General features: G+C 68.1%; 23 protein-coding genes. 13 read left to right on the plus strand and 10 right to left on the minus strand.

The annotated features are described in order from the left end of the window. Window positions 1-1,170 carry a zinc-dependent alcohol dehydrogenase gene (locus tag EOJ32_RS18125; protein WP_127899673.1) on the plus strand — a complete coding sequence of 390 codons (1,170 nt, stop codon included), beginning with the start codon at window positions 1-3 and terminating at the stop codon, window positions 1,168-1,170. 170 nt (window positions 1,171-1,340) lie between these two features. After that, window positions 1,341-2,981 (plus strand): mechanosensitive ion channel family protein, encoded by a 1,641-nt coding sequence (locus tag EOJ32_RS18130; protein WP_164871506.1) that lies wholly within the window; start codon window positions 1,341-1,343, stop codon window positions 2,979-2,981. Between the two features lie 609 nt (window positions 2,982-3,590). Here EOJ32_RS18130 and EOJ32_RS18135 read toward each other — a convergent pair. Together EOJ32_RS18135 and EOJ32_RS18140 are read right to left on the minus strand one after the other, a co-directional pair. Continuing rightward, a complete protein-coding gene (locus EOJ32_RS18135) occupies window positions 3,591-5,312 on the minus strand; it encodes a BCCT family transporter (RefSeq protein WP_240542601.1) in 1,722 nt (573 codons plus the stop codon). Window positions 5,313-5,407: 95 nt separating this feature from the next. After that, entirely contained in the window at window positions 5,408-6,241 is an 834-nt protein-coding gene (locus tag EOJ32_RS18140; protein WP_127899842.1) for a LysR family transcriptional regulator, read from the minus strand. 94 nt (window positions 6,242-6,335) lie between these two features. Here EOJ32_RS18140 and EOJ32_RS18145 point away from each other — a divergent pair, with 94 nt between their 5' ends. Beyond that, the gene (locus EOJ32_RS18145; protein WP_127899759.1) at window positions 6,336-7,682 is read left to right on the plus strand and encodes an amidohydrolase; all 1,347 of its coding nucleotides are present in this window, start codon (window positions 6,336-6,338) and stop codon (window positions 7,680-7,682) included. A gap of 22 nt (window positions 7,683-7,704) precedes the next feature. Here the strand turns inward: EOJ32_RS18145 and EOJ32_RS18150 are convergent, their stop codons facing one another. Beyond that, a complete protein-coding gene (locus tag EOJ32_RS18150) occupies window positions 7,705-8,592 on the minus strand; it encodes a LysR family transcriptional regulator (protein ID WP_127899760.1) in 888 nt (295 codons plus the stop codon). Between the two features lie 97 nt (window positions 8,593-8,689). Between EOJ32_RS18150 and EOJ32_RS18155 the strand changes: the two genes are divergently transcribed. Further along, entirely contained in the window at window positions 8,690-9,187 is a 498-nt protein-coding gene (locus EOJ32_RS18155; protein WP_127899761.1) for a lactoylglutathione lyase family protein, read from the plus strand. Here EOJ32_RS18155 and EOJ32_RS18160 read toward each other — a convergent pair. After that, window positions 9,178-9,525: a helix-turn-helix transcriptional regulator gene (locus tag EOJ32_RS18160; protein WP_239441355.1), complete on the minus strand. Its 348-nt coding sequence runs from the start codon at window positions 9,523-9,525 to the stop codon at window positions 9,178-9,180. The two genes, EOJ32_RS18155 and EOJ32_RS18160, sit on opposite strands and share 10 nt — an antisense overlap. Window positions 9,526-9,615: 90 nt before the next feature. Between EOJ32_RS18160 and EOJ32_RS18165 the strand changes: the two genes are divergently transcribed. Genes EOJ32_RS18165 through EOJ32_RS18175 form a run of 3 tightly spaced genes read left to right on the plus strand, consistent with a single transcriptional unit; the run spans window position 9,616 to window position 11,395 of the window. Further along, window positions 9,616-10,056 (plus strand): YeeE/YedE family protein, encoded by a 441-nt coding sequence (locus EOJ32_RS18165; RefSeq protein WP_127899762.1) that lies wholly within the window; start codon window positions 9,616-9,618, stop codon window positions 10,054-10,056. After that, complete coding sequence (locus EOJ32_RS18170) at window positions 10,056-10,487, plus strand: DUF6691 family protein (protein WP_127899763.1); 432 nt, start codon at window positions 10,056-10,058, stop codon at window positions 10,485-10,487. Before EOJ32_RS18165 ends, EOJ32_RS18170 begins: the two co-directional genes overlap by 1 nt. Then, window positions 10,484-11,395, plus strand: coding sequence for an MBL fold metallo-hydrolase (locus EOJ32_RS18175; protein WP_127899764.1), 912 nt, complete (start codon window positions 10,484-10,486; stop codon window positions 11,393-11,395). Before EOJ32_RS18170 ends, EOJ32_RS18175 begins: the two co-directional genes overlap by 4 nt. Here the strand turns inward: EOJ32_RS18175 and EOJ32_RS18180 are convergent. The 6 genes from EOJ32_RS18180 to EOJ32_RS18205 all read right to left on the minus strand — a co-directional run bounded on the left by EOJ32_RS18180 (window position 11,382) and on the right by EOJ32_RS18205 (window position 18,228). Next, complete coding sequence (locus EOJ32_RS18180) at window positions 11,382-13,127, minus strand: SulP family inorganic anion transporter (protein ID WP_240542605.1); 1,746 nt, start codon at window positions 13,125-13,127, stop codon at window positions 11,382-11,384. The genes EOJ32_RS18175 and EOJ32_RS18180 overlap by 14 nt on opposite strands. 16 nt (window positions 13,128-13,143) lie before the next feature. After that, complete coding sequence (locus tag EOJ32_RS18185) at window positions 13,144-14,817, minus strand: bifunctional protein tyrosine phosphatase family protein/NAD(P)/FAD-dependent oxidoreductase (protein WP_127899766.1); 1,674 nt, start codon at window positions 14,815-14,817, stop codon at window positions 13,144-13,146. A 33-nt stretch (window positions 14,818-14,850) separates the two neighbouring features. Further along, entirely contained in the window at window positions 14,851-15,735 is an 885-nt protein-coding gene (locus EOJ32_RS18190) for an MBL fold metallo-hydrolase (protein ID WP_127899767.1), read from the minus strand. A gap of 29 nt (window positions 15,736-15,764) precedes the next feature. Further along, on the minus strand, window positions 15,765-15,977 hold the full coding sequence (locus tag EOJ32_RS18195; protein ID WP_127899768.1) for a DUF2892 domain-containing protein: 213 nt from the start codon (window positions 15,975-15,977) through the stop codon (window positions 15,765-15,767). 79 nt (window positions 15,978-16,056) lie between these two features. Next, a complete protein-coding gene (locus tag EOJ32_RS18200) occupies window positions 16,057-16,737 on the minus strand; it encodes a Crp/Fnr family transcriptional regulator (protein WP_127899769.1) in 681 nt (226 codons plus the stop codon). A gap of 60 nt (window positions 16,738-16,797) precedes the next feature. Continuing rightward, a complete protein-coding gene (locus EOJ32_RS18205) occupies window positions 16,798-18,228 on the minus strand; it encodes a fused MFS/spermidine synthase (protein ID WP_164871507.1) in 1,431 nt (476 codons plus the stop codon). Window positions 18,229-18,395: 167 nt separating this feature from the next. Between EOJ32_RS18205 and chrA the strand changes: the two genes are divergently transcribed. The 6 genes from chrA to EOJ32_RS18235 all read left to right on the plus strand — a co-directional run bounded on the left by chrA (window position 18,396) and on the right by EOJ32_RS18235 (window position 23,607). After that, a complete protein-coding gene (gene chrA / locus EOJ32_RS18210; protein ID WP_127899770.1) occupies window positions 18,396-19,763 on the plus strand; it encodes a chromate efflux transporter in 1,368 nt (455 codons plus the stop codon). Window positions 19,764-19,829: 66 nt separating this feature from the next. Further along, window positions 19,830-20,360 (plus strand): sigma-70 family RNA polymerase sigma factor, encoded by a 531-nt coding sequence (locus tag EOJ32_RS18215; RefSeq protein ID WP_127899771.1) that lies wholly within the window; start codon window positions 19,830-19,832, stop codon window positions 20,358-20,360. After that, window positions 20,347-21,117: an anti-sigma factor gene (locus EOJ32_RS18220; protein ID WP_205963229.1), complete on the plus strand. Its 771-nt coding sequence runs from the start codon at window positions 20,347-20,349 to the stop codon at window positions 21,115-21,117. Before EOJ32_RS18215 ends, EOJ32_RS18220 begins: the two co-directional genes overlap by 14 nt. A gap of 22 nt (window positions 21,118-21,139) precedes the next feature. Continuing rightward, window positions 21,140-21,856 (plus strand): Bax inhibitor-1/YccA family protein, encoded by a 717-nt coding sequence (locus tag EOJ32_RS18225; RefSeq protein WP_045982107.1) that lies wholly within the window; start codon window positions 21,140-21,142, stop codon window positions 21,854-21,856. A 21-nt stretch (window positions 21,857-21,877) separates the two neighbouring features. Further along, window positions 21,878-22,441: a DUF2076 family protein gene (locus EOJ32_RS18230; RefSeq protein ID WP_045982106.1), complete on the plus strand. Its 564-nt coding sequence runs from the start codon at window positions 21,878-21,880 to the stop codon at window positions 22,439-22,441. A gap of 299 nt (window positions 22,442-22,740) precedes the next feature. Beyond that, complete coding sequence (locus tag EOJ32_RS18235) at window positions 22,741-23,607, plus strand: Ku protein (protein WP_127899772.1); 867 nt, start codon at window positions 22,741-22,743, stop codon at window positions 23,605-23,607. Window position 23,608: the final 1 nt, after the last annotated feature.

Consider the following 23,608-nt stretch of genomic DNA (forward strand, 5'->3'; position numbering starts at 1 on the left):
ATGCGCGCACTGACATGGCACGGCAAGCACGACGTCCGCGTCGAGACGATGCCCGACCCCCAGATCGTCAACCCCCGTGACGCGATCATCCAGGTCACCTCGACCGCGATCTGCGGGTCCGACCTGCACCTCTTCGATGGGGTGATCCCCGGCATGCAGGCGGGCGACATCCTGGGTCACGAATTCATGGGCCGGGTCGTTGATGTCGGCCCCGGCAGCACGCTGAAGGTCGGTCAGCGCGTCGTGGTGCCCTTCACCATCTCCTGCGGGTCGTGCTTCTTCTGCCAGCGGGCGCAGTTCTCGGCCTGCGACAACTCGAACCCCGCCGACAAGCAGGACCTGACCGAAACCATGTTCGGCCATGCGGCGGCGGGCCTGTTCGGCTACAGCCACCTGACGGGCGGCTATCCGGGCGGACAGGCGGAATATGTCCGCGTGCCGTTTTCCGACGTGGGCCCGATCGTCATTCCCGAAGGCATGGACGATGACGACGTCCTGTTCCTGTCCGACATCCTGCCCACCGGCTGGATGGCCGCGGACAATGCCGACATCGAAGCCGACGACACCGTCGTGGTCTGGGGTTGCGGCCCGGTTGGGCTGTTCGCGATCCAGGCCGCCCGGCTGATGGGTGCGGCCCGTGTCATCGCCATCGACCACTATCCCAACCGCCTGGCCCTGGCCCGCCGGATGGGGGCCGAGGTGATCGATTTCAAGCAGACCTCGGTGCTGGAGGCGGTCATGGAGATGACCGGCGGCATCGGTGCGGACGCGGTCATCGACGCGGTCGGGATGGAGGCGCACGGCTTTGCCCTGGATACGGTGATGGACAACCTCAAGCAGGCCGTGGGCGTCGGTGCGGACAGCGGCCACGCCCTGCGCGAGGCGCTGATGGCGGTGCGCAAGGGCGGCCGCGTGTCGGTCCCCGGCGTCTATGGCGGCTTCATGGACAAGTTCCCGCTTGGCGCGCTGATGCAGAAGGGGCTGCAGCTGCGCACCGGACAGACCCATGTGCAGGCCTATACCCAGGACCTGCTGCGCCGCATCCAGGAGGGAGAGCTGGACACGACCTTCATGATCTCTCACCGCCTGCCGCTGGAGGAGGCCGCCAAGGGCTATGAGGGGTTCCGCTGGAACCAGAACGACTGGACCAAGGTCGTCCTTAAGACCTGACGCCCGTTGCGGCCGCCGGCAGGCATTGTCGGACCGAACCGCGTCCCCGGATCGTCGTGCCCCTTGCCCGGGCGCCCCGATCCGGGGACAGTCGTTTCCCGAAGGCCCTGTCCGATGCCACGCCCGCCCCGGCATTCGGGGTCACCTGTTCCACGGAATGGACGATGCCCATGCTTCCGCTTCTGCGATCCCTTGCGCTGGTGTTTCTGGTCGCGATGTCCCTTGGTCCCGCGGCCGCGCAGGACGCGACGTTCGAAACGTCCGTCCTGAACTCCGGCCTTGGCACGCCACCGGACCGGATCAACCGCGAGACGCCCCGCGCCACCATGGCCAGTTTCCTGCGCGCGGCAGAGGACGAGGACTGGGAGGCGGCGGCGCATCTGCTGGATCTGGGCGAACTGCCGGTCGATCGGCAGGCCGAGCTTGGGCCGCGCCTGGCCCATCAGCTCTACGACGTGATCGACCGCAAGGTCGTCCTGGACTGGTCGACCCTGCTGGACCGCCCCGACGCCCTGCAAAGCCAGGGCGGCGACACCGAAGCGATGGCCGGATCGCCGCGTCGGTCGCTGCGGCTGCGCGACCTGCCCATGGACCCCGTCCCGGCCGAGATCCGCCTGAACCGCGTCCAGCCCGACGGCGCCGACCAGCCTCTGTGGGTCTTTCCCGCCGAAACCGTCCGCGACGTCCCTGCCCTGCATGCCGATTACGGTCCGTCGCGGTTCGAACTGTCCCTACCCCCAAGCATGCGGGAAAAGACGCTTGGCGGCCTGATGCGATGGGAGTGGATCGGCCTGCCCATCCTGATCGCGGCCGCGGTGCTGCTCAGCTGGATCGTGCACCGCACGCTCAAGGTGCTGCGCCATCACGCCCGCGGGCAGATCGCCACCGGGATCCTGGCGGCATCGTCCAAGCCGCTGATCATCGCCAGCGTCACGGCGCTGGTCTGGTGGGTCACGGGCAACATCTTCGTCTTTTCGGGCCGCATCGACGTCTTCGTCACGCCGGCCATCGCGACGGGCGTGGTCACGGCGCTGCTGCTGTTCATCGTCGGCAGCGTCGAGGCCCTGCTGAACGGCCTGGTCGCCCCCGGAGAGGACGTGGACCTGACCGCCGCCGAACAGGCCGACGCCCGCATCCTTGCGACCCGGCTGAACGCCGCGCGCCGGGTGCTTGTGGTGGTGGTGTTCCTGATCGGGGCCGGCGTCGTCCTCTCCTCGGCCGACCTGGCGGCCAATCTGGGGCTGTCGCTGCTGACATCTGCGGGGGCGTTGACCATCGTTTTGGGCTTTGCCGCGCGCAACGTGCTGGGCAACATCATGGCCTCGCTGCAGATCGCGTTGAACCAGTCCGCGCGCGTGGGCGACCGCGTCGTCTACAAGGGAGAGCTGTGCCATGTCGAACGCATCAACATGACCTTCGTCCAGCTGCGCAACTGGGACAGCACCCGCCTGATCGTCCCGGTCGAGGAATTTGCGTCCGAGACGTTTTCGAACTGGACCCTGCAGGATCCGGCGATGCTGCGCGTGCTCAAGCTGAAGCTGGACCCGCGGGCGGATATCGACATGCTGCGCCGGACGTTCAAAGAGGTTCTGAACCACGTCGCCACGCTGGAGATCGGCCAGAACCTGGGCGATCTGGACGATTCCAGCGTCAGCGTCGCCGATCAGGACATCTTCGGGATCCTGGTCTGGTTCAGCATCCCGTGCCGCGACCCGAACACCTCGTGGGAGGTCGCCTGCGCGGCCGCGCGGATCGAGCGCGAGACCGGAAACCCGGTCTTCCCCTCCCCCGTCGCCGCCGGGGCCGCCTGACCTCATGCGCTACAGCGTCCGTTGACGTTGCGCTGAACCGGTGCCGCTTTCGGCAAGGCGATGCCGCCCGCGGGGAAGGCCAGTGTTTTGTCGCGGGAAATGCGCATTCGACTGTTCGCATGCTTGGACTGGATGCTGGAAACTGCTTGCGATGCTGTCGTTCTAGCTCGCCATCATATCGGTTCTTTGCCCGATCGTGCCGTCCAAGCTGCCAGTCGAAACGACCTTCATCGAACAGGCTTGCATTGTCGGGTCAGCGATCCGCGTCGAGTTCGACGAATGACGCGCGCGGCCAGCCACGTTGCCGCAATGCGTGATGGAAGGCAGCAGAACCCGGGCGCGGATCAGGCTCGTGACGGAGCTTAGCCTTATGAAAGTTTCTTCGCAACGGTTTGACCGACTGTATCCATGCTCGCCGACAGCGAGGCTACTGGACGCAAGACATTTGATGAACAGTTGCACTTGAAAGAACAATCGTATGCGTCAACAGACACTTATGACAACAACCTCGGCGTTCTCGACCCGCCAAATCCGCCACATTCCGACGCAAGCCAGTACCATTGACATGTCTGGACGCCCCGACCGCGGCGTCCAGACGTGTCACGTCGATCAGTTGGACGATGCCGACAAGCCTGCGGGCGCATCGTTGCCCGTCGCGCCCTCGATCTTGTCATGGGTGGAGGGCACGCCCGCCTTCTCGCGACGCGTGTCGTTGTAGATCGCCTTGAGCAGGGCGACCGCCATCAGCGCCATGACGACCGAAAACGGCAGGGCGCCGATCACCATCGCCGTCTGGATCGCGGTCGTCCCGCCGGAGATCAGCAGCCCGGCCACGACCATCGCCAGCGCCACGCCCCAGAACAGGACATGCGGCCGGGATTTAGGTCCCTCGTCGCCGGCGGCGTTGATGGTGTTCACGATCAGCACGGCCGAATCCGCAGAGGTGACCAGAAAAGTCAGCAGCAGCACGACGATCAGCACCGCCATGCCCCAGGCCAGCCAGTCCCCGATCGGGGCCAGCATGAACTCGGTCATCGCAAAGATTTTGTCGCCGTTCGCGGCATCGAAGATCACGCCGTTGGCGCCGCCGTTCATCTCCAGGTCGATGGCCGTGCCGCCCGCCCAGGAAAACCAGACAAAATACATCAGCGCCGGGACAATCAGCGCGCCCAGCACGAATTCCCGCACCGTCCGCCCGCGCGAGATCCGCGCCAAAAACAGCCCCACGAACGGCGCGAAGGCGATCCACCACGCCCAGTAGAACACCGGCCACCAGCCCTGCCACTGGGCCAGCAGGAACGCCTCGGACCCTTCGACGCCGTCGGATCGGAAGACGTTCACGCTCATCTGCGGCAGGGCGATGACATAGTGCCACAGCCCCGTGAACATCGCGTTGAATCCGAACCAGGTCGCCCCGAAGATGATCAGAAAGCCCAGCAGGATGATGGATAGCACCATGTTGATGTTGGACAGCCACTTGATGCCCTTGCCCACGCCCGACAGCGCCGACAGCGTCGACAGCCCCATGATGACCAGCAGCGCGACGACGATGCCGGTGGTGGTCGCGGCCCCGTCCGCATCGGCCAGCCCGCCGATGCCGATCCGGCCCAGGCCCGCGACCAGCTGATCGACGCCGAAGCCAAGCGTCTGCGCGACGCCCAGGATGGTCGCGACCACGGCCACGATGTCGATGACATGGCCAAGCGGCCCCGACAGGCGCTGACCGAACAGCGGCGTCAGCCCCGACCGGATGGTCAACGGCAGGCCGCGGCGATAGCTGAAATAGGCCAGCGACAGGCCGCACACCGCATAGCATGCCCACGCGCTGAACCCCCAGTGCAGGAACGACCACTTGAACGCCATCGCCACGTTGTCGGCGCCGCCGGGGGTGGTCAGGCCCATGATCGATTCCGGGGTCGTGCCCAGATGTGTGACCGGTTCGGCCACGGCCCAGGTCAGCATGCCCACGCCGATCCCCGCCCCGAACATCATCGAGAACCACGAGAACCGGGTGAATTCCGGCTGGTCGTCGTCCAGCCCCAGGTTCAGCCGCCCGGCCGCCGGCCATGCCGCCAGCGCCAGGCAGACGACGATGAAGAACGCCACGACCCAGGTGTACCAGGCCGCAAAGTTCTGCAGGATGAAACCGTTCAGCCCGGTCAGGATCGCGCCCGACTGGATTGGCCAGAAGATGGCCCAGACCACGATGACCGAGATGATGATCTTGGCCGGCACCGTCACCGCGATCGAGAATCCGTTGTAGAACCCTCCGGTGGTGGTGTTGATGTTCAGCTCTGTCAGAGGGGGGCTGATCTTTTCGTCATTCGACACCGCATGTTCCTTTGTCGTTTCCAGGCCTTCGTTCCGATCGGTCCCTGTCGGCCCCGCCATCGTCCGTCGGACGACCGCCTGATCCGCCAAAATCCTCAGCGTCGTGCCAGCACGTCGCGCATCGCGGCGACCAGCGGGGCCGCGATGCCGCCCGTCTCCCATGCGTAAAGCGATGCGACCATCGCGGGTTCCGCCCCAAAGAGCGTGTTGCGCCGCAGATCGCGTCTGACCGCCGCCCGCACCGGCAGCAGAGAGATGCCCAGACCGGCCTCGACCGCGGTCACGACGTTCGACAGGCTGCTGCCCGAAAAGGCCACATACCAGCGCCGTCCAAGGTCCTCGGCCCGGCGGAACATCTGGTCGCGATAGAGGCCCCCCGGCGGGAAGGTCACGAAGGGCAGCGGATCGGGGGCGTCGGGGGCGCCCGGCCCCTGGAACCAGCCGATGGGTTCGGGGACGCTGGCGCGGCAGTCGGGTTCGGGCGCGGTCTCCTTGATCACGATGATGTCGAAATCGCCGTCGCGATAGCCGCGCGTCAGGGCAAGGCTGAGGCCCGCAGTCACGTCCAGCCGCACCCGGCGGTGCGTTGCGGCGAAATCGGCGAACAGCCGGGCCATGTCGGGGGTCATGATGTCCTCGGCCAGCCCGATGCGCAGCGACACGCTGCCCGACGGATCGCCAAGCGCCAGCGTCGCCTCATCCTGCAGCGCCAGGATGCGGCGGGCATATCCGGTCAGCCGCTCTCCGGCCGCGGTCATGCGAACGGGGCGGGCGTCGCGGTCCAGCAGCGGCTGGCCCAGCTGATCCTCCAGCCGCGATATCTGCTGGCTGATGGTCGATTGCGACATGTTCAGCTGTTCGGCGGCGCGGGTGAAGCTGCCATGGTCGATCACCCCCACAAGGGCACGCAGCAGGCGGGGATCGATCATCCGATTCATGCATGAATCCTATTTGAACATTTAATTTCTTGATACGCCTGTGCCGGTCTAGATTTTCCCGAACCGCCAGCAAAGGGGAAAGACGATGACGAACCGCAGACAATTCCTGTGCCGCACCGGCGGCATCATGACGGCGGGCGCCACGCTTGGGCTTGCCCCCGTCCATGCCGCCGCGCCGGACCAGACCGGCGTGTCGGACATCCCGCATGATCACTACCTGCTGACCGACGTGCTGCTGGAGACGGGCGTTGAGCGCGACGGCGACACGGTGGTCGGAACTCGGACCCAGACCCATACGCTGGAGATCAGGGGCGGCCGCATCGCCGCGATCCATGACGCGCCGACCGGCACCCTGCCCCGCTACAGCGCCCAGGGCATGCTGGCGCTGCCACCCATGCGCGACATGCACATCCACCTGGACAAGACCTTCTATGGCGGCCCCTGGCAGGCCCCGCTGCCGCGCAAGGGCAAGACCATCATGGACATGATCGCGCGCGAGGAGGTGCTGCTGCCCCAGCTGCTGCCGACCTCGCAGGAGCGTGCCGACCAGCTGATCCAGCTGCTGTTGTCGCACGGCACGACGACGGCGCGCAGCCATTGCAACATCGACCCGGTCAGCGGCCTGAAAAGCCTGGAGCACCTGAACCTGGCCCTTGCCGCGCGCAGGGACGATTTCGACTGCGACATCGTCGCCTTTCCCCAGCACGGCCTGCTGAATTCGGATGTCGACGGGCTGATGCGGGACTCGATGGACCTGGGCGTGACGCATGTCGGGGGGCTTGACCCGACCAATGTCGACGGTGCGATGGAGGCATCGCTGGACGCGATGTTCCAGATCGCGCTGGACCACGACAAGGGCGTGGACATCCACATCCATGAATCGACCCCGGCCGGCATCGCCGCGCTGCATTACATGGTCGACACGGTCGAGGCGAATGCCGCGCTGCGCGACCGGGTGACCTTCAGCCACGCCTTTGCGTTGGCCAAAATGGACGAAGGCGCGCTGGACGAACTGGCGGGCCGCATGGCCGCACAGGGGATCAGCGTCGCCACCAGCGTGCCGATCGGAAAATCGGTGATGCCGCTGCAGGTCCTGCGCGACAAGGGGGTGGCGATCATGGCGGGCACCGACAGCGTCATCGACCACTGGTCGCCCTTCGGCACCGGGGACATGGTCGACAAGGCCAACCTCTATGCCCAGCTTTACGCGGGCAGCGACGAGGAAAGCCTGTCGCGGTCCCTGTGGATCGCCACGGGCGATGTCCTGCCGCTGGACGCGCAGGGCGAACGGGTCTGGCCCGCCGTCGGCGACGCCGCAGGGTTCGTTCTGACCGAGGCCAGCTGTTCGGCCGAGACGGTGGCCCGATGCTCGGCCCGCCACGCGACGTTCCACAAGGGGCGGCTGGTGTCCGGGCGGGTCCGCACCGCCTGAGGCGCGCGCCCCTGGCCGCCGCTCAGGCCAGATCGGCGGCCAGGGCCCGGATCACCGCCATGACCCGGTCCAGACGGGCGCTTGGCGGATGGCCGCGGGGGATGATCGTCCACAATTCGTGGTGGCGGCGTTGCGGCAGGGCCGCGATGCGCAGGCGGTCCGCCTGAGAAAAGGCCGCAAGCCCGCTGCGCGGCAGCAGCGTATAGCCGACGCCCTGCGCAACCGGCGCCGGGATCTGGCCGATCTGGTTCACGCGGCTGCGCACGCGCAGCCTGTCGGCGCCGTCGAATTCGTCGGGAAAGTTCAGCGCGAACAGATCGTCGGCATAACGCTGGCAATCCGGGTGATCGATCAGCCCAAGTGACTGCAGGTCGGCCAGGTCCGGCGACACCGCATGTCCCGCGGGCAGCACCAGACACAGCTCCTCCTGCCCGATGCGGTCGGCTGCGATGCGGGGATGGCGCGGGTCGCGGTCGGTCACCCCCAGATCGAACCGCCCGTCCAGCACCCCCTCAAGGACGCGTGCCTGCGGCGCGGCCTCGACATGGATGGACAGGCGTGGGGCGGATTGCATCAGCGCGATGGCATGCGGATAGAACAGCATCGCAAAGCTGCCCGAACAGGCGACGCGCACCAGCCCGGCATCCGGCCGGTCCGGGGCGATCGCCTCGCGCAGAGCGCGTTCCTGGGCCCGGCGCGCCAGCCCCAGATCGCGCAGGCCAGCCCCGGCGGCGGTCAGCGTGAACCCCTTGCCCGACTGCACGATCAGCGGCTGGCCCAGCTGCTGTTCCAGCTTACGCAGATGCTGGGACACACCCGGCTGCGTCATGTTCAACCGCTGCGCCGCGCGGGTGAAATGCCCCTCCTCGGCCAGGACGGTGAAGGTCTCGATCCAGGTGGCGTTCAGCATCGTCGATAACGTTTCGTATGGATCATCATGCGGAATGATAATTTTACATGCGGGCATCGCCTGTCTAGGTCGGATGGACCAGACACAGGAGACTGCCATGACCCCCACCCCCCGCACCTTCTCCCATATCGGCCTGTCCGTCCCCGACCTGGACGCGGCCGTCGCGTTCTATTCCGGCGTCCTTGGATTTTATGTGCTGATGCAGCCCAGCACCGTGACCGAGGATGACAGCGCCATCGGCGTGATGTGCACCGACGTCTTCGGCCCCGGTTGGGACCGTCTGCGCATCGCTCATCTGTCCACCGGCGACGGGATCGGGATCGAGCTGTTCGAGTTCGCGGGCAACCACGCCGCTGCCGACAATTTCGACTTCCGCCGCCACGGCACGTTCCATTTCGCGATCCAGGACCCGGACCTGGAGGGGCTTCTGGCCCGCATCGTCGCCGCGGGCGGCAGGCAGCGGATGCCGGTGCGCGAATATTTCCCCGGCGAGAAACCCTATCGGATGGTCTATGTCGAGGACCCGTTCGGCAACGTGTTCGAACTCTACAGCCACAGCTATGAGCTGACCTATTCGGCAGGCGCCTATTCCTGATCGGACCGGGCGGGCGCGTCCTGACGCGGCTGGCAGAAGGCGGCATAGAGGGCCTGCATCAGCACGTCCAGGTCAGGATCGCTGATGCGGTAGTGGATGGTCTGCCCCTCGCGGCGGGTGGCGACCATCCCGGCCTCGCGCAGGCGGGCCAGATGCTGGCTCAGCGCGGACTGGCCCAGGCCCACCGCCGCCTGCAGCGCGCCGACCGGTCGTTCGCCCTTGGCCAGTTCGCACAGGATCAACAGGCGTTTCGCATTGGCGACCAGCGCCAGCCGCGCCGCGACGTGGTCGGCCATGTCCTGCAGCGCCACGACGGAGGGATCGGGGAGGTCGTCCAATATATTAGCTTTGACTTATTTAGAGGAATCGAATATACAGCTTAGCAGACGCGCCAACCGGCGCAATCCCCGCTGACAGGACAGGCCGACATGCTGACCGAAACGACCTTCACCCCCTGGGCCTCGCTTGGCGGCGGCATCCTGATCGGGATCAGCGCCGTGATGGTGATGGGCCTGTTCGGAAAGATCGCCGGCATCGCAGGCATCACCCAGGGCGCGCTGGCCCTGCCCGGTGCCGCGCGCGACCGCGACTGGCGGATCGCCTTCGTGCTGGGGCTGATGGCCGCGCCGCTGGCGATCCTGGCCCTGGGCGGGACGGTCGTGCAGACGGTGCCCACGAACCTGGGGCTGATGATCGCCGCGGGGCTGCTGGTCGGGACGGGGACCGCGCTTGGGTCGGGCTGCACCTCGGGGCACGGGGTCTGCGGGCTGGCACGGCTGTCGGGACGTTCTCTGGCGGCGGTCGCGACCTTCATGGCGGCGGGGTTCGTCACCGTGTTCGTGCTGCGCCATGTGATCGGAGGGCTGTGATGCGCGCGTTGTGGGGATTTCTGGCCGGGCTGGTCTTTGGCCTGGGGCTGATCGTGTCGGGCATGGCCGATCCGGCCAAGGTGCAGAACTTTCTGGACCTGGCCGGGGCGTGGGACCCCAGCCTGGCGTTCGTGATGGGCGGCGCGACCGTGACCGCCTTCATCGGTTATCGGCTGGTCTGGCGGCGCGCGGCACCGTTCCTGAACCCGACCTTCGACGTGCCGACCAACCGCCGGATCGACCGCCCGCTGCTGACCGGCGCGGCGCTGTTCGGCGCGGGCTGGGGGATCGGCGGGTTCTGCCCCGGCCCCGCCCTGACCGCCCTGCCGCTGCTGGCGCCGGGCACCCTGGCCTTCGTTCCGGCGATGATCCTGGGGCTCTGGATCGGCGCCCGCCTGAAATCCGCACCCGTCCTGAGGGTACCCGCATGAGCCTGCTGAAAGACCGCGTCGTCCGCCATTCCCCGTCCACCGGCGCGAACAGCCCGGATGTCTGGGGCATCTACGAACCCGATACCGGGTCGATCCAATATGTCTGCGCCGACCCGGCCACGAAACAGGCCGCGCTGATCGACGTGGTGTGGAACCTGGATCCCAAGCATTACCGCTTTTCGACCGGCAGCATGGACCAGGTGCTGGCGCTGGTGGCCGAACAGGGGCTGACGGTGGCCTGGGTGCTGGACACGCATCCGCATGCCGACCACGTCATGGCCTCGGCGCAGCTGGGGCGGCGGACGGGGGCGCCCACAGCCATCGGCGACCGGGTCGGCGACATCGCCCGCATCTGGGCGGGGCTGTACAACCTGCCCCAAACCTTTGATCCGGCCCGCGACTTCGACCGCCTGCTGGCACCCGGAGAGACGATCCCCCTGGGCGATCTGTCCATCCGGGTCATGCTGTCGCCGGGGCACACGCTCGGCTCGGTCACCTATGTCTGCGGCGATGCGGCCTTTACCCATGACACGCTGATGCAGCCCGATGCCGGCACCTCGCGCGCGGATTTCCCGGGTGGCGACAGCGGTCAGCTGTGGGCGTCGATCCAGGAGATCCTGTCCCTGCCGGGCGACACGCGCCTGTTCGTGGGCCACGACTATGGCACCAAGGACCGCGACGTGCCGCAATGGGAGGCGACCGTGGCCCGCCACCGGGCCGAGAACCGCCACGTCCGCGACGGCACCCGGCGCGAGGACTGGATCGCCCTGCGCGACGCCCGCGACGCGACGCTGCCCCTGCCCGACCGGATCATGGCGGCGTTGCAGATCAACCTGCGCGGCGGCCGCCTGCCCCCGGCAGAGGATGACGGCCACCATTACCTCAAGGTTCCGGTCAACCGGTTCTGATCACCCGGCGGGCCGGTTCGGCCCCTGTGTGCAGTGCGGTCCAAGCGTCGTATTGCGACAGGAAGACCCTGCCCGTCAGCTGCTGCAGGAAATCGCAGGTCTTCAGGCGGTCCATGACCGGACCCTTGACCTCGGACAGGTGCAGCGTGACGCCCATCGTCGCCAGGCGGTGGGCGATGGCCTCCAGGCTTTCCAGCGCGCTCAGGTCGATGTCGCTGATGGCCGAACACATCAGCACCACATGCTTGACCTCGCAATCGGGGGTCACGCGGTCGGCGACGTAATCCTCCAGAAAGCGGGCATTGGCGAAATACAGGCTTTCGTCGATGCGCAGGGTGACCAGGGCCGGATCGGTCAGCACGTCGTGGCGCAGGATGTTGCGGAAATGCTGGGTGCCGGGGACCAGCCCGACCTCGGCCACATGCGGGCGCGAGGATTTGTACAGGTGCAGCACGATGGACAGGATGACGCCCGCAGACACGCCCGCCTCGACCCCCACGCCAAGCGTCATCACGATCGTCGCCGCCACCGCGATGAAGTCGGCGCGGGAATAGGCCCAGGCCCGGCGCAGGATCGCAAGATCGACCAGCGACAGCACCGCCACGATGATCGTCGCGGCCAGCGTCGCGATGGGCAGGTGATAGATCAGCGGCGTCAGCGCGACGGCGGCGACCGCCAGGCCCACCGCGGTGAAGGCCCCCGCCGCCGCGGTCGCCGCGCCCGCGTCGAAGTTCACGACGGACCGCGCGAACCCGCCCGTGACCGGCATGCCGCCCGTGAAGGCCGCGCCCAGGTTCGCCGCCCCCAGGCCGATCAGCTCCTGGTCGGGGTCGATGCGCTGGCGGCGCTTGGCGGCCAGGGTCTGCGCGACCGACACCGATTCCACGAACCCGATGACCGAGATCAACGCCGCCGGAACCAGCAGCATGCCGATCAGATCGGCCGACAGCGGCGGCAGCGTCAGGGGCGGCAGGCCCTGCGGCACCGTGCCCACGATGCGCACGCCCATCTGATCCAGGCCCAGCCACCGGACCGCCAGCGTGCTGACCACCACGGCCAGCACCGGCTCGGCCTTGGTCGCGATGTCGGCGGCGCGCGCGCCCAGGCCCATGCGGCGCAGCAGCGGCCGCAGCCCGCGGCGGACCCAGAACAGGAACGCCGTCGCCGCCACGCCGATGCAGGCGGTGACCGGGTTGACCTGGGGCAGGCCCCGGACCAGCGACGCGATCATCTGCGGCAGGGTATGGCCACCCGCGCCGATGCCCAGGACGTGGCCCAGCTGGCTGGTGGCGATCAGGATACCCGACGCGGTGATGAAGCCCGCGATCACCGGATGTGACAGGAAGTTCGCCAGAAAGCCCAGCTTCAGCACGCCCATCACCACCAGGATCGCCCCCGACAGTCCGGCCAGCGTCAGCGCCGCCGCCGCATAGCCCATCGAGCCCTGCTCCGCGACGGTGCCGATCGCCGCCGCCGTCATCAGCGACACCACCGCCACTGGCCCCACCGCCAGCGCCCGGCTGGTTCCGAACACCGCATAGAGGATGATCGGCGCGATCGAGGCATAGAGCCCCGCCTCGGGCGGCAGCCCCGCCAGCAGCGCATAGGCCAGCGATTGCGGGATCAGCATGATCGTCACGATCACGGCGGCCAGCAGGTCGTCCGACAGGGTCCGCCGGTCATAGCTGCGGGCCCAGGACAGGATCGGGAAATAGGCGCGGAAGGGCTTCACCGGCAAGGGTCCGTTCTTAGGGGGCGGAGGTTTTGTTGGGTTTGGCCATCCATTCATGGCCGCGCAGCATGCCGCGCCAGTAGACCGGCGGAAGGATGCGTTCCTTGAGCAGCCATGCAGCACGGCTTGGGCGGGTGCCGTCGATCAGGGCCTTGGGAAAGCTTGGCAGCAGCTTGCCGCCATAGCCGAACTCGGCCAACATGATCTTGCCGCGCTCCACCGTCAGCGGGCAGGAGCCGTAGCCGTTGTATTGCGCGCAGGCCGGACGGCCGTCGATATCGGCCGCGATGTTTTCCGCCACCACCGGTGCCTGGATCCGCGCCGCGGCCGCCGTCTTGGCGTTCGGCGCATTCATCACGTCGCCAAGCGACCAGATGTTGTCATGCGTTCTGTGACTCAGCGTGGCCTGGTCGACGTCCACCCACCCCGCCGCATCCGCCAGCGGCGACACGCGAATGAAATCCGGCGCGGTCTGAGGGGGCGTGACATGGATCATGTCGAATGCGACCTCGACCCGGCGGACAGGCGTGTCGGGTGCCGCGACGTCGAACCACGCGGTGCGCGCCGGGCCGTCGATCCGGACCAGGTTGTGAAAGAAGTTCAGCGCTGCGTCGTACTTTCGCACATAGTTCATCAGCGCGGGGACATAGTCCTTGACCCCGAACAGCACGCCACCCGCATTCATGAACTGGATGTCGATATCCTTGAGCACCCCGGCCCGATGCCAGGCATCGCCTGACAGGTACATCGCCTTCTGCGGCGCGCCGGCGCATTTGATCGGCATCGGCGGCTGCGTGAAGATCGCGCGGCCCCGCCTCATCGCCTGGACCAGTTTCCACGTATAGGGTGCCAGATCATAGCGGTAGTTGGACGTGACCCCGTTCTGGCCAAGCGTCTCGACCAGACCGGGGATGCGCGCCCAGTCCAGCTTCAGCCCCGGACAGACGACCAGCCTTTGATAGCCCACGGCCCGGCACCCTTCCAGGATGACGGCGTTCGACGCGGGCTCGAACGCGGCGAACGCGCCCTTTATCAGCGTGACGCCGGACGGGATCAGCGAGGCCAGATCCTTCGCCGTCTGGTCGGCCGTGAACACACCCGCGCCCACCAGCGTCCAGCCGGGCTGATAGTAATGCACGTCGGCCGGGTCGATGATGGCGATGTCCAACCCCGGCTTTCGGGACAGCAGGCTGGCCGCGACCGAAATCCCTGCCGCCCCCGCCCCCACGATCACCACGTCATGGGTCGCATCGGGCCGCGCCACGGGTGTGCGTCCGCCGTTGGCGATGCGTCGGACCACGCCGGACAGGTCGTATCCGGCGGTGCTGGTGGCCGCCAGGATCTGCGGCAGCGGCATGTCGTCGGCCTGCGCCAGCGACCACAGCGTGGCCGACCGCGTCCCCGACCGGCAATAGGCCAGCACCGGCCCCGGCATGGCGCGCAGTGCGGATCGAAAGGCCTCGACGTCGTCGTCGCCGACCATGCCGCCGCTGATCGGAATGTAGCGTGCCTGCATTCCGGCAGCATGGGCCGCGGCCTCGATCTCGGCAAAGGTCGGCTGATCGGCGCCTTCGCCGTCCGGGCGGTTGGTGATGATCGCGCGATAGCTTTGGGCCTTCAGCGCAGGAATGTCCTGCGGGGTGATCTGGGGCGCCACCGCGAATTGCGGCGAAAGGGTCCTGGGGTCCATCTGTTCCTCCCTGAACGTCTGGAGATGGCGGGGTCAGAGGCCGTTGACCGGCACCTTGAGCATGGGACGCCCATCCTTGTCGGTGGGCATGACGCCTGCGCGCATGTTGACCTGTAGCGAGGGAATGATCAGCTGCGGCACCGCCAGCGTGGCGTCGCGTGCGGTGCGAAAGGCCACGAATTCCGCGCGCGTCTTGCCGCCGCCGACATGGATGTTGTGGGCGCGTTCCTCGGCCACGGTGGTCTCCCACCGGATCTCGCGGCCGTTGGGACCGTAATCGTGGCACATGAACAGACGGGTCGCGTCGGGCAGCGACAGCACCTTCTGGATGCTGTCATAGAGGACGCCCGCATCGCCGCCCGGAAAATCGGCCCGTGCGGATCCGCCATCGGGCATGAACAGCGTGTCGCCCACGAATGCCGCATCGCCCATCACATGCGTCATGCAGGCCGGCGTGTGGCCGGGCGTATGCAGGGCCACGACCGGCATCGTGCCCACATGATAGACGTCGCCATCCTTGAACAGCGCGTCGAACTGGCTGCCGTCGCGCTGGAATTCCGTACCCTCGTTGAAGATCTTGCCGAAGGTGTCCTGCACGACCATGATCCCATCGCCGATCCCGATCCGGCCGCCCAGGGCCGCCTGGATATAGGGCGCGGCGGACAGGTGGTCGGCATGGACATGGGTTTCGATGATCCATTCCAGGGTCAGGCCATGCTCGCGGATATGGGCGATGATCGCATCGGCATGATCATAGGTGATCCGCCCCGCAGCATAGTCGATGTCCATCACCGAATCGACCACCGCACAGGCGGTGGAGCCCGGATCGCGTACGACATAGCTGATGGTATGGGTGGCCGGATCAAAGAACGGGGTCACGATGGGCGCGACGGACATGTCGAACGGATAGTCGGTCATGATGGTCCTCAAGTCGAAAACGGGCGGAATCAGCGGCGGCAGGTCCGCATCCCCAGCAGCGTGTAAAGCGGGCAGACCCTGACAGCGGCGGTGAGCATCAGCACGACGCCCGCGATGACCGCCATGGCGCGCGGAAGACCGCCTTGAAACGCGGGCCAACCGCTGGCCAGGGCCACAAGGATCAGGGCCGCCCCCAGCACCAGGCGAAGAGTTCGGTCGGCGGGTCCGATGTTGCGTGTCATGGCGGGATACCCTTGCTGGCTTTCGACCGTGATACAGGATTTCGCGACGCCGGTTGGTGACAAGATCACCAAGTCCCCATCAGGGGCGCGACCCGCCGCCGTCCTGCGCCGCCAGCCGTCCGATCGCGGCCGCGTCCAGCAGGTCGACCACCCCCCGCGCCTGCCCGATCCAGCCGCGCCGCTGAAACTCGCCCAGCTGCCGAGAGATCACCTCGCGCGCGGTGCCCAGTTCAGCCGCCAGCTGCTGATGGGTCGCCCTGATCTGCCCCGTGTCGCGGGCCAGTTCGATCAGCTTTTGCGCCAGCCGGATATCCAGCCGTTGAAAGGCGATCTCCTCGATCACCATGAACAGGTCGGACATGCGCCGGGCATAGGCGGTGAAGATGAAGGTCCGGAATTCGACCGACCGCGACGCCAGATCGTCGAACAGCGCCCGCGGGATCGCCGCCGCGCGGACGTCGGTCTCTGCGATCCCCTCGGCAGAGTAGTCCTCGTGCGCCAGCAGGCAGGCCGTGGTCATCACGCAGCTTTCCCCGGCCGCCACGCGATAGAGGACGATCTCGCGGCCCTCTTCCGACGTCTGCTGGACCCTGACCCGGCCGTCCAGCAGCAGCAGCAGATGCTCGGGCGGCTTTCCGGGGCCAAAGACGACGGTGCCGGCCGGAACCGTCAGGATCAGGCTCTGCGTCAACAGCGTCGCGCGCAGGTCCGGTCCCAATCTGGCCAGTCCGGGAAACTGCGAAATCCAGTCTTGTGCCATGGTGCCCCCCTTCCCATTCCTCGACCATAGGTCGGACGGCGCGGCGATGACAGGGTGGTCCTAACGGTGGCCGATCCAGCCACGATCATCGGTGAAGGCGCGTCCCGCCGCCAACCGGACCGGACCGTATTCCGCCGGATAGGCGTCCACCGGGCCAAGCGGCGCGTCCGCTGCCGCCAGCATGATGTTGGCCAACCCGCGGTCGCTGACCGGACCCTGGACTGCCTGGACATGGGGATAAAGCTCTCTCAGGATCGCGTGGATGCCCCGCGCCAGCGGACCGTCGGGTGCGTCGATCAGGTTCACGTAGACCGGGCCGTCGACGATGTCGCGCAGGCGGGCATAGGTTTCCCGCGTGGCCAGGTGCGCAGGCACCGACCCGGACGAGAACGCGTCCATCACCACAGCGTCGAACCGCTGTTCGGTCCGGTTCAGAAACACCCTGCCGTCGGCATGGACGATGCCAAGACGCGCGCCCTCCTCGCGGTCGATCATCGCGCCGGCCCAAGGCAGGCTGTCGCGGACCACGCGGGTGATCAGGGGATCGATCTCGACCGCGACGGCGCGGGCATCGGCGCGCGATTCCAGCAGCATCGCGGGCAGCGAATAGCCGCCCCCGCCGATGAACAGGACCGACGGCGCCGCGCCCAGGTCGCGGTCCATCCGCGACCAGATCCAGTGCGTATAGGCCAGCGTCAGGCGGTCGCCCCCATCGGCCGCAACGCGTTCGGCGGCCTGCTGGGTGCGGTCGGAATAAAGGCGCACCGCGCCGCCATGACGCTGCACGTCGATGCAGGACATCCCCGATTCGTAACGGCACAGCGGCCCGCTGGCGGTGATCGCCGCGACCGCCACCGCGCCTGCCGCGACCGCGATCACGGCATCGGGCCGCGTCAGGCCGCCCGCGCCCCCCTTGCCGCCAGCCCGCACCAGCACCGCGCAGATCAGCGCGCCCGCGCCGCATCCGGCAAAGGTCGCCACCGATCCCACCAGCGGCAGCGTCACGAACCCCGCCAGCACCGCGCCCGCGATCGCCCCAAGCGATCCGGCCGCCAGGACCATGCCCAGGGACGACCCCTCGCGGCCGGGACGGGCGTCGACGGCCATCTTGGCCAGGAAGGGCGACGGAAAGCTGACCAGCACGGATGCGGGAAAGAAGGCCAGGATCACCGCCAGAAGCATCCCCCCGGTGTCGCGCGCACCCAGGGCATAGACCAGCCCCAGGACCGCGGGCGAGGCCGCCATCAGCGCCGCCGTCGCCACCAGCGCCAGCCTGACGCTGCGCACGGCCACCGCGGGGTCGCGTTCGGCCACCAGCCCGCCAAGCGCGCTGCCAAGCGAGAACCCGGTCAGGATCGTGGCGATCACCGACGTCCAGGTCACCAGCGAGGTGCCGAAGAACGGCGCCAGCACGCGGCCTGCGGCGATCTCGTATGTCAGGCCGATGGCCGACAGCACGAGGATCAGGGTGATCGTGGTCCAGAACCGCATCGGGGTCTCCTTCCGGGGGCATCGTGTCGGGTCGGCCTGCCCTGCCACGGAACGCGGCGCAAGGGAATGGGTGCCCCTGTCACGGCGCCGCCATGCGGCCGCGTTAGCTTGACCGGCGCCCGTGGCGCGGGCTAACCGCGCGGGACATGGCTTGCAGAGGACCCGTGATGCCCGACCGCGCCTATCCGACCCTGGCCCAGGCCGCGCGCATCTGGGCGCGGATCGGCCTGCTGAGCTTTGGCGGCCCCGCGGGCCAGATCGCCCTGATGCACCGCATCCTGGTCGAGGAGAACCGGTGGCTGGGTGAACGGCGGTTCCTGCACGCGCTGAACTACTGCATGCTGCTGCCCGGTCCCGAGGCGATGCAACTGGCCGTCTATATCGGCTGGCTGATGCACCGCACCCTGGGCGGGATCATCGCCGGGCTTCTGTTCGTGGTGCCGGGCATAGTGGCGATCATGGCCCTGTCCTGGATCTATGCGATCTGGGGCGATACCGGCGCGCTGGAGGGTCTGTTCTTCGGCCTCAAGGCCGCAGTGCTGGCCATCGTGGTCCAGGCGGTGATCCGCATCGGGTCGCGCGCGCTGAAAAACCGCGTGATGATCGGCATCGCGGCGGCGTCCTTCGTCGCGATCTTCGCCTTTGGCGTGCCGTTTCCGGTGATCGTCCTGGGTGCGGCCCTGGCCGGGTTCCTCGGCGCGCAAGCCGGGCTGGCGGCGTTCCGGGGCGGCGGCGGGCACGGTGCCGCGGGCGGTGCGCCTGTTGCGGATGCCGACACGCTGCTGGGCGATGGCACGCCTGATCACACGCGGGTCAGCGCCGGGTGGGCCGCGCGCATATCGGCGGTGTTCCTGAGCCTGTGGCTGCTGCCGGTGGCCGCGCTGTTCCTGGCGCTTGGGCCGCAGGACGTCTTTGCACAGATCGCCGGGTTCTTCAGCGTGATGGCGGTGGTGACGTTCGGCGGCGCCTATGCCGTCCTCGCTTATGTCGCCCAGCAGGCGGTCGAGACTTATGGCTGGCTGGCGCCCGGAGAGATGCTGGACGGGCTGGGCATGGCAGAGACCACACCGGGGCCGCTGATCATGGTGACCCAGTTCGTGGGCTTCATGGGCGCGCTGCGCGAGGCGGGCGGTATGCCGCCGCTGCTGGCCGGGACCCTGGGGGGGCTGCTGACCACCTGGGTCACGTTCCTGCCCTGCTTCCTGTGGATCTTTCTGGGCGCGCCCTTCATCGAACGCCTGCGCGACAACCACGCGCTGACGGCGGCGCTGACCGCGGTGACCGCGGCGGTGGTGGGGGTGATCCTGAACCTGGCGCTGTGGTTCGGGCTGCATGTGCTGTTCGACCAGCTGCGCCCGGTGGCCGCGATGGGGCTGGACCTAGACCTGCCGGTCTGGCGCACGCTGGACCCGGCGGCGCTGGTGCTGATCCTGGCCGCGATGATCGCGGTCTTTCGCCTGCGCGGAGGGACGGTCCCGGTGCTGGCGGGCTGTGCCCTGGCTGGGTTGGCGCTGCACCTGGCGGGGATCGTCTGAGGCGCGGCGGATTTTTTCGACGCAGCCGGGAAGAGAACCGCGGCCGGTTGCGTCTATGATTGTATCATGACCCGGACACGCGACCCCATCCTGGATCTGCTGGCGCCGCTGCGGCGCTATGCCTTCGCGCTGACCCGCGACAGGGCCGAGGCCGACGACCTGGTCCAGGACGCCCTGCTGCGCGGCCACGAACAGCGCCGCCAGCTGGCCCCCGGCAAGGCGCCGGGACCGTGGCTGCGCGCGATCCTGCGCAACCGGTTCCTGGACCGCCGCCGCCACGACCAGGCCCAGTCCCGCCGCGAGGCGCAGTTCGCCCAGCTGACCCCCCTGGCCCAGGACGCGCCCCAGGACGACGCCCTGCGCCTGTCGCAGCTGCGCCAGGCCTTCCTGGACCTGCCCGACGACCAGCGCGAGGCGCTGGCCCTGATCGCGGTCGAGGGGCTGTCCTATGCCGAGGCAGGCCAGCTGCTGGGCATCCCGCCCGGCACGGTCATGTCGCGTGTGTCGCGCGCCCGCGCCCGGCTGCGCGCGTTCGAGGACGAGGCCCCCGCCCGCCCGGCCCTCAAGATCATCGGAGGACGCGATGCTGAAGGATGATCCGCAGATCGGCCCCGCCGACCTGGATGCCTATGTCGACGACCAGCTGACCCAGGCCCAACGCGCCCAGATCGAGGCGCATCTGTCGCGCCATCCCGACGCCGCCGCCCGCGTGATGCGCGACCTGTCGCTGCGCCGCGACCTGCGCCGGGCGCTGGCCGCACCGCCCGCGCCGCGCGCGCTGCTGGGCGCCGCGCGGCGGCTTGCGACGGCGCGCCGACGCGATGCGCAGCTGCGCCGGGTCCTGCGCATCGTACCCGCCGCGCTGCTGGTGGGGCTGGGCTGGCTGGCCCATGCCGGCCTGGGGCCGCTGTCGGTGCGCGAAGGCGTCGCGGCATCGCCCGCGCCCGCATCGGTCACGGCGGCCCTGTCGGCGCATCAGGTCAGCCTGCTGCGTCTGGACATGACCTCGCAGCCCGGCATCAGCCGCCTGGACCCGGTCGAGATGCGCGCCGCCACCGGCATCGTGCTGCCCCGGTTTCCCGACAACTGGACGGTGCGCGACGCGCAGGTCTTCCCCTCGCCCCAGGGTCCGGGGATCGAGATCCTGTTCGACACGCCCGACCTGGGCACGATCAGCCATTTCGCGGTCCGCGCCGGCAGCTTCGACGTGACCCCGCCCCGCCTGCACCAGACGCCCGACCACGGCATCGCCTGGTTCCAGATCGGAGAGATCGCGCATGTGCTGGTCGCGGGCGACGACCATGCCGACCCGCTGCTCGCGACATCGGTCGCGCTGTCGGACACGCTCTACTGACATCAACCAACCGGAGGTTTTCATGCAACCCATCCGCCAGACCGGCCGCAGCGCCGGTTTCGCCCCCGCCGCCGTCCTGGACGACGGCCTGCGCGCGCACATGCTGCGCATCTACAACTACATGGGCCTGGGCCTGCTAGTGACCGGGCTGGTCGCGGTCGCGGTGGCCTCGGTCCCGGCGATCTACGTGCCGATCTTCAGCTCGCCCCTGCGGTGGGTGGTGATGCTGGCGCCGCTGGCCTTCGTGATGTTCCTGTCCTTCCGGATCGAGACCGTCTCGGCCGCCACGGCGCAGACGCTGTTCTGGGCCTTCTGCGCGGTGATGGGCCTGTCGCTGGCCTCAATCTTCCTGGTCTTCACGGGCACGTCGATCGCGCGCGCCTTCTTCGGCGCCGCCGCCATGTTCGCGGGCATGAGCCTCTATGGCTACACGACCAAGCGCGACCTGTCGAAGTTCGGCAGCTTCCTGATCATGGGCCTGATCGGCGTCATCATCGCCAGCATCATCAACATCTTCCTGGGCTCGTCCGCGCTGCAGTTCGCGATCTCGATCATCGGCATACTGGTCTTCGTCGGCCTGACGGCCTGGGACACGCAGTCGATCAAGCTGGCCTACAGCGAACATCACGATGCCGAGACGCACCAGAAACTGGCGGTCATGGGCGCGTTGTCACTGTACCTGAACTTCATCAACCTGTTCCAGCTGCTGCTGAGCCTGACCGGCCAGCGCGAGGAATAGGCCCAGACAAGGACCGCATCCATGGACCAGAACGACCGCCACGCCATCGAGGGGCTGTTCGGCAAGCTGGGCCAGGCCGCACAGGCCCAGCCCCATCGCGACCCCCAGGCCGAGGCCCTGATCGCCGACCTGATGGCCCGCAACCCCGGTGCCGCCTATTACCTGGCCCAGACCGTGATCATGCAGGAACAGGCGCTGGCCGCGGCCGAACAGCAGATGCAGCAGATGCAGGCGCAGCCCGCGCCGGCCTCGGGCGGGCTGTTCGGCAAGCTGTTTGGCGGCAGCCAACCCCAGCCCCGCCCGATGACCCATCGCCCCGCGCCCCAGCCCTACGGCCAGCCCGCCTATGGCCAGCAGCCGCAGGGGTCGGGTCCGTGGAGCAGCGGTCGCCCGTCGGGCGGCGGCTTCATGGCCGGCGCGGCGCAGACCGCGATGGGCGTCGCCGGCGGCGTGCTGCTGGGCAATGCCATCGGCGGCATGTTCGCGGGCCCTGCCGACGCCTCGGAGATGGAGCAGGAGCCCGCGATGGAGGAGGACGCCGGCTTCGACGACCCCGGCTTTGACGACGGCGGGTTCGAGGAATGATCACCACGGCGCCCGGAACCCCCGGGCGCCGCCTTTCGGCAGATGGCATGGCGATGCGCCCTCGCCGCATTGGCGTTCCACGCCGTCGGTGCTGCGCCACGACGCCATCAGCACGATCATCTTCGCCCCGCAATCCGAAGCCCGCGGCATCGGCAGGGCCGGTGCCGGCGACGCCGCGACCTGCAATGCCGTGATCGCTGGCAGCAGTGACACCCGGGCAATGCGTGCCGACGTCCTTCCATGATACGACTGAACTTATCGGTCCGTTTCGGCGTTTCCCCGGAAAGCAGGAGGATGTCATGGCGTCACGTGCGGTCTGGAAGGGGCAGCTGCGCCTGTCCTTGGTGGCCATCCCGGTCGAGCTGCATGCCGCGACCAAGACCGGGGCGCGCGTGTCCTTCCGCCAGATCCACGGCCCCTCTGGTAAGCCTGTGCGCTATGAGAAGACCGTGGGCGGCATCGGGCCGGTCAAGAGCGACGACATCCTGAAGGGATACGAGACGGGCGACGGCAACTATCTGCTGCTGGAACCCGACGAGATCGACGCGATCAAGCTGGACACCAAGAAGACGCTGGAACTGGTGCAGTTCGTCGACCAGTCCGAGATACCGCCCCTGTACTACAACAAGCCCTATTACGTGGTGCCGACCGACGATCTGGCCGAGGACGCCTATCGCGTGGTCCGCGACGCCCTGCGGGCCGAGAAGAAGACCGCCCTGGGCCAGTTGACCATGCGCGGCCGCGAATACCTGTGCGCGATCCGACCCTGCGGCGACGGGCTGCTGCTGGAAACGCTGCGCTATGAGGACGAGATCCGCGAGGCGGAGCCGCTGTTCGCCGCGATCGAGGACGCCGCCAGCGACGCCGACCTGCTGGAGGTCGCGACGCAGCTGATCCGGCGCAAATCCTCGGCGTTCGATGCCGAAGCGTTCCGCGACCATTACGACCAGGCGCTGCGTGCGCTGATCGAGACGAAGCGCAAGAACCGCAAGACCCCCCGCGCCAAGGCGGCCGAGGATGACGACCGCCCGTCGGGTGGCAACGTCGTGGACCTGATGTCCGCGCTGAAGGAGAGCCTGAAGAAGGACGGCGGCAAGGCCAAGGCCAAGCCCGCCGCAAAGCCCGCGTCCAAGCCGCGTGCCAAGCCCAAGTCGAAATCCGCCTGAC

Source organism: Paracoccus sp. Arc7-R13 (genome assembly GCF_004010775.1).
GTDB classification, from domain to species: Bacteria; Pseudomonadota; Alphaproteobacteria; order Rhodobacterales; family Rhodobacteraceae; genus Paracoccus; species Paracoccus marcusii.

Bases quoted from the DNA above. Each gene is read 5' to 3' on its own strand.
- EOJ32_RS18125 (WP_127899673.1), top strand. From the start codon at position 1: ATGCGCGCACTGACATGGCACGGCAAGCACGACGTCCGCGTCGAGACG.
- EOJ32_RS18130 (WP_164871506.1), top strand. From the start codon at position 1,341: ATGCTTCCGCTTCTGCGATCCCTTGCGCTGGTGTTTCTGGTCGCGATG.
- EOJ32_RS18140 (WP_127899842.1), bottom strand. From the start codon at position 6,241: ATGATCGATCCCCGCCTGCTGCGTGCCCTTGTGGGGGTGATCGACCAT.
- EOJ32_RS18145 (WP_127899759.1), top strand. From the start codon at position 6,336: ATGACGAACCGCAGACAATTCCTGTGCCGCACCGGCGGCATCATGACG.
- EOJ32_RS18150 (WP_127899760.1), bottom strand. From the start codon at position 8,592: ATGCTGAACGCCACCTGGATCGAGACCTTCACCGTCCTGGCCGAGGAG.
- EOJ32_RS18155 (WP_127899761.1), top strand. From the start codon at position 8,690: ATGACCCCCACCCCCCGCACCTTCTCCCATATCGGCCTGTCCGTCCCC.
- EOJ32_RS18165 (WP_127899762.1), top strand. From the start codon at position 9,616: ATGCTGACCGAAACGACCTTCACCCCCTGGGCCTCGCTTGGCGGCGGC.
- EOJ32_RS18170 (WP_127899763.1), top strand. From the start codon at position 10,056: ATGCGCGCGTTGTGGGGATTTCTGGCCGGGCTGGTCTTTGGCCTGGGG.
- EOJ32_RS18175 (WP_127899764.1), top strand. From the start codon at position 10,484: ATGAGCCTGCTGAAAGACCGCGTCGTCCGCCATTCCCCGTCCACCGGC.
- EOJ32_RS18185 (WP_127899766.1), bottom strand. From the start codon at position 14,817: ATGGACCCCAGGACCCTTTCGCCGCAATTCGCGGTGGCGCCCCAGATC.
- EOJ32_RS18190 (WP_127899767.1), bottom strand. From the start codon at position 15,735: ATGACCGACTATCCGTTCGACATGTCCGTCGCGCCCATCGTGACCCCG.
- EOJ32_RS18195 (WP_127899768.1), bottom strand. From the start codon at position 15,977: ATGACACGCAACATCGGACCCGCCGACCGAACTCTTCGCCTGGTGCTG.
- EOJ32_RS18200 (WP_127899769.1), bottom strand. From the start codon at position 16,737: ATGGCACAAGACTGGATTTCGCAGTTTCCCGGACTGGCCAGATTGGGA.
- EOJ32_RS18205 (WP_164871507.1), bottom strand. From the start codon at position 18,228: ATGCGGTTCTGGACCACGATCACCCTGATCCTCGTGCTGTCGGCCATC.
- chrA (WP_127899770.1), top strand. From the start codon at position 18,396: ATGCCCGACCGCGCCTATCCGACCCTGGCCCAGGCCGCGCGCATCTGG.
- EOJ32_RS18215 (WP_127899771.1), top strand. From the start codon at position 19,830: ATGACCCGGACACGCGACCCCATCCTGGATCTGCTGGCGCCGCTGCGG.
- EOJ32_RS18220 (WP_205963229.1), top strand. From the start codon at position 20,347: ATGCTGAAGGATGATCCGCAGATCGGCCCCGCCGACCTGGATGCCTAT.
- EOJ32_RS18225 (WP_045982107.1), top strand. From the start codon at position 21,140: ATGCAACCCATCCGCCAGACCGGCCGCAGCGCCGGTTTCGCCCCCGCC.
- EOJ32_RS18230 (WP_045982106.1), top strand. From the start codon at position 21,878: ATGGACCAGAACGACCGCCACGCCATCGAGGGGCTGTTCGGCAAGCTG.
- EOJ32_RS18235 (WP_127899772.1), top strand. From the start codon at position 22,741: ATGGCGTCACGTGCGGTCTGGAAGGGGCAGCTGCGCCTGTCCTTGGTG.